The sequence below is a fragment of the Blautia massiliensis (ex Durand et al. 2017) genome (assembly GCF_001487165.1).
Lineage (GTDB): Bacteria > Bacillota > Clostridia > Lachnospirales > Lachnospiraceae > Blautia_A > Blautia_A fusiformis.
The window spans coordinates 1,498,853-1,508,095 of record NZ_LN913006.1 but is presented as its reverse complement, the minus strand read 5'-3'; the positions used below and the strand labels follow the sequence as shown (position 1 = coordinate 1,508,095).

At 45.1% G+C, this 9,243-nt stretch carries 9 protein-coding genes, 1 riboswitch and 1 other annotated feature (1 of these 11 running past the window's edge); of the genes, 8 read left to right on the top strand and 1 reads right to left on the bottom strand.

Features of this window, described 5'->3' with window-relative positions; all coding sequences use genetic code 11:
• Window positions 1-1,577, top strand: a sequence feature (most likely nonfunctional fraction of RNA operon); it begins 2,059 nt to the left of the window's first position.
• Window positions 1,578-1,961: 384 nt separating this feature from the next.
• Window positions 1,962-2,064: riboswitch (TPP riboswitch) on the top strand.
• From BN3261_RS07910 to pgeF, 8 genes are all read left to right on the top strand, one after another.
• Complete coding sequence (locus BN3261_RS07910) at window positions 2,062-2,760, top strand: energy-coupled thiamine transporter ThiT (RefSeq protein ID WP_059085941.1); 699 nt, start codon at window positions 2,062-2,064, stop codon at window positions 2,758-2,760. (Overlaps the previous riboswitch by 3 nt.)
• A gap of 322 nt (window positions 2,761-3,082) precedes the next feature.
• Entirely contained in the window at window positions 3,083-3,958 is an 876-nt protein-coding gene (locus tag BN3261_RS07905) for a methionyl aminopeptidase (protein ID WP_059085940.1), read from the top strand.
• Between the two features lie 138 nt (window positions 3,959-4,096).
• Window positions 4,097-4,444, top strand: coding sequence for a 50S ribosomal protein L19 (gene rplS / locus BN3261_RS07900; protein ID WP_015525316.1), 348 nt, complete (start codon window positions 4,097-4,099; stop codon window positions 4,442-4,444).
• A gap of 96 nt (window positions 4,445-4,540) precedes the next feature.
• Window positions 4,541-5,149, top strand: coding sequence for a signal peptidase I (gene lepB, locus BN3261_RS07895; protein ID WP_015525315.1), 609 nt, complete (start codon window positions 4,541-4,543; stop codon window positions 5,147-5,149).
• A gap of 42 nt (window positions 5,150-5,191) precedes the next feature.
• On the top strand, window positions 5,192-6,049 hold the full coding sequence (ylqF, locus tag BN3261_RS07890) for a ribosome biogenesis GTPase YlqF (protein ID WP_022426626.1): 858 nt from the start codon (window positions 5,192-5,194) through the stop codon (window positions 6,047-6,049).
• Window positions 6,049-6,804, top strand: a complete 756-nt coding sequence (locus BN3261_RS07885) for a ribonuclease HII (RefSeq protein ID WP_059085939.1) — start codon at window positions 6,049-6,051, stop codon at window positions 6,802-6,804. The genes ylqF and BN3261_RS07885 overlap by 1 nt, the downstream gene beginning before the upstream one ends.
• A 45-nt stretch (window positions 6,805-6,849) precedes the next feature.
• Entirely contained in the window at window positions 6,850-7,209 is a 360-nt protein-coding gene (locus tag BN3261_RS07880; protein ID WP_059085938.1) for a YraN family protein, read from the top strand.
• Between the two features lie 18 nt (window positions 7,210-7,227).
• Entirely contained in the window at window positions 7,228-8,073 is an 846-nt protein-coding gene (pgeF, locus tag BN3261_RS07875; protein ID WP_059085937.1) for a peptidoglycan editing factor PgeF, read from the top strand.
• On the opposite strand, the gene BN3261_RS07870 is transcribed toward pgeF, so the two are convergent.
• Window positions 8,060-9,232, bottom strand: a complete 1,173-nt coding sequence (locus BN3261_RS07870; protein ID WP_059085936.1) for a ribose-phosphate pyrophosphokinase — start codon at window positions 9,230-9,232, stop codon at window positions 8,060-8,062. The two genes, pgeF and BN3261_RS07870, sit on opposite strands and share 14 nt — an antisense overlap.
• Between the last annotated feature and the right edge of the window lie 11 nt (window positions 9,233-9,243).

Below are 9,243 nucleotides of genomic sequence, written 5' to 3'. Positions count from 1 at the left end.
TATCCAAGGTTTCCAGGGTAAAGCTGATCTGCCCTGGGTGAGTCGGGACCTAAGGTGAGGGCGAGAGCCGTAGCCGATGGACAACAGGTTGATATTCCTGTACTGCAGTATGACAGAACTGTGGGGACACGTAAGGAGAGCGGGAGCCGGGAATGGAAAGCCCGGTACAAGCGAGGTACCAGTATGGTAGGAAAATCCGCCATGCAATGGGAAGACGTGATGTGGAGTGAATTTTAGTAANGAAGATTAGTAGCGAAGCCCGTGAGCCATGCGTCAAGAAAAGCCGCTATCGTTCATATTGTACCCGTACCGTAAACCGACACAGGTGGATGAGGAGAGAATCCTAAGGCCGGCGGAAGAAGTATTGCCAAGGAACTCGGCAAAATGGCCCCGTAACTTAGGGAGAAGGGGTGCCTGCGAGAGCAGGCCGCAGAGAATAGGCTCAAGCAACTGTTTAGCAAAAACACAGGTCTATGCGAAACCGAAAGGTGAGGTATATGGGCTGACGCCTGCCCGGTGCTGGAAGGTTAAGAGGAGAGGTTAGCGGTAACGCGAAGCTTTGAATTTAAGCCCCAGTAAACGGCGGCCGTAACTATAACGGTCCTAAGGTAGCGAAATTCCTTGTCGGGTAAGTTCCGACCCGCACGAAAGGCGTAATGATTTGAGCGCTGTCTCGGCAATACATCCGGTGAAATTGAAGTGCCAGTGAAGATGCTGGCTACCCGCGCCAGGACGGAAAGACCCCATGGAGCTTTACTCCAGTTTGGCACTGGGGTCCGGTGTTGCATGTACAGGATAGGTGGGAGGCTGAGAAACGGTAACGTCAGTTGCCGCGGAGCCGCTGTTGGGATACCACCCTTGTGATATTGGGCTTCTAACCAGCCGCCGTAATCCGGCGGTGGGACAATGCCAGGCGGGGAGTTTGACTGGGGCGGTCGCCTCCGAAAGGGTATCGGAGGCGCCCAAAGGTTCCCTCAGAATGGACGGAAACCATTCGAAGAGTGCAAAGGCAGAAGGGAGCTTGACTGCGACACCGACGGGTGGAGCAGGTACGAAAGTAGGGCTTAGTGATCCGGTGGTATTAAGTGGGAATGCCATCGCTCAACGGATAAAAGCTACCCTGGGGATAACAGGCTTATCACTCCCAAGAGTTCACATCGACGGAGTGGTTTGGCACCTCGATGTCGGCTCATCGCATCCTGGGGCTGTAGTAGGTCCCAAGGGTTGGGCTGTTCGCCCATTAAAGCGGTACGCGAGCTGGGTTCAGAACGTCGTGAGACAGTTCGGTCCCTATCCGGCGTGGGCGTAGGATATCTGAGAGGAGCTGTCCTTAGTACGAGAGGACCGGGATGGACGGACCGCTGGTGGACCGGTTGGCTTGCCAAAGCCATGGCCGGGTAGCCAAGTCCGGAAGGGATAAACGCTGAAGGCATCTAAGCGTGAAGCCCCCCTCAAGATGAGATATCCCATTCTTTAAGAAGTAAACCCCCTTGAAGACGACGAGGTAGATAGGGCAGAGGTGGAAGTGTGGTAACACATGGAGCTGACTGTTACTAATCGGGTGAGGGCTTGACCAAAAAGCCGAGGAAGCGGGCAGGATGTAACAGAAATGGGGCGGAACAAGCTTGCTTGTGGAGGACCATTTATGGTACAGACTGGACATTTGCGAAGCAAATGACATCGAACGACGGAGTCGTGAGATGACCCCCGCTGGAGTAGCCTACAAAACAGGCGATGCAGCTTTAGCTGCGAGCCCGTGAAAAAAGGCTGATCGGTACGCAGGTTAAAATTGATTCAACAAACGATTAACGATCATCAACACAAACATGTATGTAGTTTTCAAGCTACAAAGGGAAAGAGGAAAACAGGAGAAAAATCAGTACATGGATTTTTCTCCTGTTTTTGTTATATATGATCATACATCTCCCACCATTTACATCCCCTTTTCCATATGTTACAATAGGTAAGACCAAGGGAGCCTGACCAGGCTGAGAGGAGGCGTAAGCTTCGACTTTTGAACTTGAATTGGGTAATCCCAACGTAAGGAGGAAAGAAAAGAGTATGTTTGATTTTCTTGTGACTGCCGAAGGCGGTCTCACAACGACAGGATATGTTGTATCTGTTATTGCAGTTCTGATTTTGATAATTCTGGTAGCAGTATTACTTCAGAAAAACACATCTGCATTAAAACTTACTACACAGCAGCTGGTTACCTGTGCAGTAGCATTGGCACTTGCATATGTAACTTCCTACATTAAGATATTTAAACTGCCATTTGGCGGATCTGTGACCTTGTTCAGCATGCTGTTTATTGTTTTGATCGGTTACTGGTATGGCATTAAGGTAGGAATTCTTACCGGTCTTGTATATGGAATTTTTCAGTTCCTCCAGGAGCCATATGTCCTTTCATTTTTTCAGGTATGCTGTGATTACATTCTGGCATTTGGAGCAATGGGACTTTCCGGATTATTTACAAAATCCAGAAAACATGGTCTTCTTAAAGCATACATAGTAGCAATTCTGGCAAGAGGTGCATTCCATGCACTTGGTGGATATCTTTACTGGATGGATTATATGCCGGATAATTTCCCGAAGTCTCTGACAGCTTTGTATCCGATCATTTACAATTACAGCTATATTCTTCTGGAAGGTGTACTGACGATCGTAGTAATTTCTATTCCGGCAGTATCCAGTGCACTTGGGCGAATGCGAGTTATGGCAACTGGTGGAAACCGACAGTCTGCAATTGCCGAAAAATAATTAATACAGACACATAAATAAAAAGAGATCGTTCAAGATACTACGATCTTTTTTTATTGAGAAATCATAAAAAAGTTATATAAAACAAACCAAAAACACAAAGAATACTTTTCACCTAAAGAAAGTTGTGCTATGATAATCAGGCGGAATAATTTTCTGTTCAAACGGATAAAAGCAAGTCCCCACCTATTGTCCATTGTTTCTCGCAATCCTGCAGGAGACTTCTTTGATCCGGTTAAAATATTACAGACAGATACTACATATCTGAACATATAAAATACAAAAGAAAAAGCAGCCATACAGTTGCGAAAAGGAGAAAAAAATGTCTAAAAAAATCGAACGAAATGATCCCTGCTGGTGTGGAAGCGGAAAAAAATATAAAAAATGCCATGAAGCATTTGATGAAAAAATGGAACTCATGAAAAAGAAGGGGTATGCAGTTCTTGACCATGATCTGATCAAGACACCTGCACAGATCGAGAAGATCAAAGAGAGCTGCAAGATCAATGTTGCAGTTCTTGATTATGTTGCAGAGCATATCGGACCAGGTGTGACGACACAGCAGATCGATGACTGGGTACATGAAGAAACAGTACGCCATGGCGGAATTCCGGCACCACTTAATTATGAAGGTTTTCCAAAAAGCGTATGTACATCTATTAATGAGGTAGTATGCCACGGCATCCCGGATGAAGAGACTGTTTTAAAAGAAGGTGATATTGTCAATGTAGATGTATCCACCATTTATCAGGGATATTTTTCTGATTCCTCCCGTATGTTCTGTATTGGAAAGGTAAGTCCGGAGAAGGAGAAGCTTGTCCGTGTGACAAAGGAATGCGTAGAGCTTGGTCTTGAGCAGGTAAAACCATGGACGCCGATTGGAAATATGGGAAGTGCTGTGCACAAACATGCAGTGGAAAACGGCTATACAGTTGTGAGAGAAATTGGCGGACATGGCGTAGGTCTTGAGTTTCATGAAGATCCATGGGTAAGCTACACATCTAAGGAAGATTCAGGTGTACTCATGGTACCCGGAATGATCTTTACTATTGAACCAATGGTCAATATGGGATCTGATGAAATCTATACAGATGAGATCGATGACTGGACAGTGAGGACAGAGGATGGTCTGCCATCGGCACAGTGGGAGATCATGGTCCTTGTCACAGAAACAGGACATGAGGTCCTTTGCTGGTAAAAGCCATCGAAAATCCGGAAAAAAAGTCCTTGCAATGAGAAGTTATCTAGTGTATAATCACATATGTTGTGAAAAAAGATGGTCCTCTGTTACCATATGTGTATTAAGAACATCCAGTATAATTAAGGAGAGAAAGAAATGAACGAAATTATTAAGAACATTGAGTCCGCTCAGCTGAAAGCTGAAGTACCGCAGTTCCGCGTAGGAGACACAGTAAGAGTACACGCACTGATCAAAGAGGGAACACGTGAGCGTGTTCAGATCTTCGAGGGTACAGTACTTAAGAGACAGGGTGGAAGCACAAGAGAGACTTTCACAGTAAGAAAGAGCTCCAACGGTGTTGGTGTTGAGAAAACATGGCCGCTTCATTCCCCACATGTAGTTAAGGTTGAGGTTATCCGTCATGGTAAAGTACGCCGTGCGAAACTGAACTACCTGAGAGATCGTGTAGGTAAAGCAGCTAAGGTTAAAGAGCTTGTAAAATAATTTCATAAGTAAAGAGGCAGGGACAATAACATTTGCTATTGTCCCTCTTTTTACATCAGTGCGTATGCGTGTAAAGACACATACAGGGGATAGAATATGGGATTAAATAAGAAGATTAATATCGAAAATCTGAAGGAAAACAGAGCTGTTTCCGAAGCAAGGGAGAAGCTTCGTGATGACAGGACAAGAGGAATCGTGAAATGGGTGTTTGAAATTATTGTGACCCTGGTTTTTGCTGTGCTGGTTGCAATCTCTGCATTTCAGACTGTGACATTGCAGGAAAGTGCCATGGAACCCACGTATTCTGTAAGTGAAAAGTTTTTTGTAAACAGGGCTTTATATAAGGTCAGTTCACCAAAACGTGGAGATGTGATCGTTTTTAAAACAAGCGCCAGTGACTCGGCAGCCCTGCATATCCGACGTGTGATCGGCCTTCCCGGGGAGACTGTTCAGGTTAAAGACGGGAAGATCTATATCAACGGCAAGGTTTATGAAGAAAACGGAGCTTATCAGGATATGACAGATGGAGGACTTGCAAATAGTGCTATAACTCTGGAAAGCGGGGAATATTTTGTCCTTGGTGATAATCGCAATAACAGTGAGGACAGCCGCTTCAGCGATATCGGAAATATCAGTAAGAAGTACATTGTCGGGAAAGTTTGGTTTACAGTTTCTCCGAAAAATAAAATAGGTTTTATAAAATAGATCAAAGTAAACAGATTAAAGTATAGATAAATGAGGTGAATTATGAACGTACAGTGGTATCCAGGCCATATGACGAAGGCGAAGCGTCAGATGCAGGAAGATATCAAGTTGATCGATCTGATCATTGAGCTTGTAGATGCAAGAGTTCCTCTTTCCAGCCGAAATCCGGATATTGATGAGCTGGGAAAAAACAAGGCGCGTATGATCCTTCTCAACAAAGCAGATCTTGCCGATGAGAGACAGAACCGTGCCTGGATGGAATATTTCAAAGAAAAAGGAATCTATGCGGTAAGTATTGATTCCCGCAATAAGGGATCTATGAAGGCCGTTTCTGCGGCAATCACAGAGGCATGTAAGGAAAAGACAGAGAGAGACCGGAGACGAGGAATCAAAAACCGTCCGGTACGTGCGATGGTTGCAGGAATCCCTAATGTTGGAAAATCAACATTTATCAATACCTTTGCAGGAAAAGCCTGTGCCAAGACCGGTAATAAACCAGGAGTTACAAAAGGAAAACAGTGGATACGTCTGAATAAAAGTGTGGAGCTTCTGGATACCCCTGGAATTCTCTGGCCGAAATTTGAAGATCAGGAAGTTGGAATGCGTCTTGCCTATATCGGTTCGATCAAGGACGATATTCTGAACATCGAAGAACTTGCCCTGGGTCTGATCGGATATCTGCAGGAGTTTTATCCGGCAGCGATCAGAGAGAGATACAATGTAGAAGAAGAGCTGAAATCGCTGGATATCCTTACTGCAGTTGCGAAAGCAAGAGGATGTCTGAAAAAGGGCGAAGAGCTTGATTATGAGAAAGCATCCCGCCTTTTGCTGGAAGAATTTCGTTCCGGAAAACTGGGAAAAGTGACTCTGGAGTTTCCAAAAGGACCGGAGGAAGCGTAATGGAAACAATGAAAGATATCAAGGCGCGTTTTGCGTCAGCGAAGGAGGGCGAATATAACGCCCTTTTTCGTCATTATGAAAATGATGAGAGAAGCGGTGTACAGAAACTGATCCAGCAGTATCACAAAAAGCTTCAGGCTCTGGAGGATGAGCGTGTACGTACAGAGAGCATGAAGAAATATGAACATGAATATGAGCATCTTGGATATCTTTGCGGGATCGATGAGGTGGGAAGAGGCCCTCTTGCCGGACCGGTAGTCGCCTGTGCGGTGATCCTTCCGAAAGACTGCGATATTTTATGGCTGAATGATTCTAAAAAGCTTACAGCTAAGAAGAGAGAAGAATTGTACGATGTGATCCTGGAGGGAGCAGTTTCTGTTGGAATTGGAATGGCAAGTCCGGAGAGGATTGATGAGATCAATATCCTGCAGGCAACCTATGAGGCAATGCGCCAGGCAGTGAGCAGGCTTTCTGCACAGCCACAGCTGCTTTTGAACGATGCGGTTACCATACCGGAAATCCAGATTCCGCAGGTACCCATCATCAAAGGTGATGCAAAAAGTGTATCCATTGCGGCAGCAAGTATTGTTGCCAAAGTGACCAGAGACCGGATGATGGAAGAATATGATAAGGTTCTTCCGGAATACGGATTTGCCTCCAATAAAGGATATGGTTCTGCAGCGCATATTGAAGCACTGAAGAAATATGGACCAAGTCCGATACATAGAAAAACGTTTATCACACATTTTGTATAAAAATACTTAAGATACCGACATCAAAAACAGAAAGGTTTTGTTTATCTGAAGGAAAATAGAAGACAGAAGGGCAGCTATTATGAAGGAATTGCTGCAGCGTTCCTGGAAGAAAAGGGGCTGCAGATCAAGGAAAGAAATTTTCGCTGCCGAAGTGGTGAGATCGATCTTGTTGCGCAGGATGGAAGATATCTGGTGTTTGTTGAAGTGAAATACAGAAAGAACGGAAAGAGTGGAAGTCCTTTTTCAGCGGTAGGGAGAGAAAAACAGAGGATCATTAGCAAAGTGGCAATGTTTTATCTGATTGCACATGGATACCGGGAGCTGCCTCCCTGCCGTTTTGACGTAGTAGGAATTGATGGAGAGAACATCCACTGGATAAAAAATGCTTTTGATTTTTGCAGTTGAAAGGACTGGTCACATAAGATGAAAATAAAATGGTATAAAGATAAACAGCTAATGAATATAAATCAGAAGAACAAGGTTACCTGGCTTACATATCCTGCTTTTGAGAAATTTCCCGGGATCGTACATGGCTTCAGTACCCGCCTGGGAGGAGTAAGCCAGGGGATTTATGAATCTATGAACTTAAGCTTCACAAGAGGGGATGAAGAGTCTGCGGTGCGGGAAAATTACCGCAGACTTTCTGCTGCTATGGGATTTTCCATGGAAGATATCGTAACCTCTGATCAGACACACACCACCAATGTACGTGTGGTCACGGAAGAAGACAGAGGAAATGGGATCACAAAACCAAGACCTTATACAGATGTGGATGGAATGATCACCAATGTGCCGGGACTGGTGCTGGCAACGTTTTATGCGGACTGTGTACCACTTTTCTTTATAGATCCGGTACATAGAGCTGTGGGATTATCTCATTCCGGCTGGAGAGGTACTGTAGGAAAGATCGGAAAAGTGACGGTGAAGAAGATGACTGAGGAATTTCAGACAGATCCTTCAGAGCTTTATGCAGCCATTGGTCCTTCTATCTGTCAGGATTGCTATGAAGTCAGTGAAGATGTGATCGATCAGTTTAGAGAGGCGTTTGAAGAAAAATACTGGGATGTGCTTTTTTACAGAAAACCAGATGGGAAATACCAGCTGAATCTGTGGGAGGCGAACCGAAGGATCTTTCTGGATGCAGGCATAAAAGAAGAGCGGATCTCAATGCCGGGCATCTGCACCTGCTGTAATCCGCTCTTTCTTTATTCACACAGGGCTTCTCACGGGAAACGTGGAAACCTGGGAGCATTTATTACTGTTCGTTGACTTTTTTCATGAGATTCATGATCTTTTCGTTGCTGGAACGAACCTTCTCGACAGATACATCATGATTGATGATATCGATGATACTTGCAAGATATTTGCTCATGTTTGCTTCGATATAGTATGGGCGGTCAAGAAGCTCAGGAATACGATAGTTAAGGTTGGTTGTGATGACTCTGTCCAGCCAGCCTTTTTCGTAATATTCATCAAATTTGGCTACGCCATCTGTAAACAGACCGTAGGTTGTGCAGACGAATACACGTCCGGCTTTACGCTCTTTGAGCTGACGAGCAACATCCAGCATGCTTTCTCCGGAAGAGATCATATCGTCGATGATGACAACATCTTTGCCCTCTACGGAATCTCCGAGGAATTCGTGAGCAACGATCGGATTCTTTCCGTTGACAACGGTGGAGTAATCACGGCGTTTGTAGAACATACCCATATCGACTCCAAGGATATTGGAGAAGTATACAGCACGGGACATGGCACCTTCATCCGGGCTGATGATCATGAGATGATCATTGTCAAGCTTGAAATCAGGGACATTTTTGACCAGTGCTTTCAGGAACTGGTATGTGGGGAAAAAGTTATCAAAGCCCTTCAGCGGAATAGAGTTCTGTACACGTGGGTCATGAGCATCAAAAGTAATGATGTTGGAAACACCCATGGCACTTAACTCGCGAAGTGCAAGTGCACAGTCAAGAGATTCTCTCTTGGTACGTCTGTGCTGACGTCCCTCGTAAAGGAATGGCATGATAACGTTGATACGGTGTGCTTTACCGGTGGCTGCGGAGATGATTCTCTTCAGATCCTGGTAATGGTCATCCGGAGACATGTGGTTCTCATGACCGCATACGCTGTAAGTAAGGCTGTAATTGGTCACATCTACCATGATATAAAGGTCTGTTCCGCGGACAGATTCCTTGATGTAACCCTTACCCTCACCGGTTCCGAAACGTGGGCATTCGCAGTCTACAAGGAAAGATTTTTCTGCATATCCCTGTGGGATGATGGTGGATTTCTTGGCGGCTACAAGTTCTTTACGGAATTTAACCAGCTTTTTGTCAACCTCCTCGGCCAGTTCGCGGCATCCGGCAAGTGCGGCGATTCGGATCGGGGCAACAGGCATAGACTTTTCCAGCAATTCTATGTTTGGCATAATATTCCTCC

What these genes read in the sequence shown, in the direction of transcription:
- BN3261_RS07905 (WP_059085940.1), top strand. Translation starts at nt 3,083, where the DNA reads ATGTCTAAAAAAATCGAACGAAATGATCCCTGCTGGTGTGGAAGCGGA.
- pgeF (WP_059085937.1), top strand. Translation starts at nt 7,228, where the DNA reads ATGAAAATAAAATGGTATAAAGATAAACAGCTAATGAATATAAATCAG.
- BN3261_RS07870 (WP_059085936.1), bottom strand. Translation starts at nt 9,232, where the DNA reads ATGCCAAACATAGAATTGCTGGAAAAGTCTATGCCTGTTGCCCCGATC.
- BN3261_RS07910 (WP_059085941.1), top strand. Translation starts at nt 2,062, where the DNA reads ATGTTTGATTTTCTTGTGACTGCCGAAGGCGGTCTCACAACGACAGGA.
- lepB (WP_015525315.1), top strand. Translation starts at nt 4,541, where the DNA reads ATGGGATTAAATAAGAAGATTAATATCGAAAATCTGAAGGAAAACAGA.
- rplS (WP_015525316.1), top strand. Translation starts at nt 4,097, where the DNA reads ATGAACGAAATTATTAAGAACATTGAGTCCGCTCAGCTGAAAGCTGAA.
- BN3261_RS07885 (WP_059085939.1), top strand. Translation starts at nt 6,049, where the DNA reads ATGGAAACAATGAAAGATATCAAGGCGCGTTTTGCGTCAGCGAAGGAG.
- ylqF (WP_022426626.1), top strand. Translation starts at nt 5,192, where the DNA reads ATGAACGTACAGTGGTATCCAGGCCATATGACGAAGGCGAAGCGTCAG.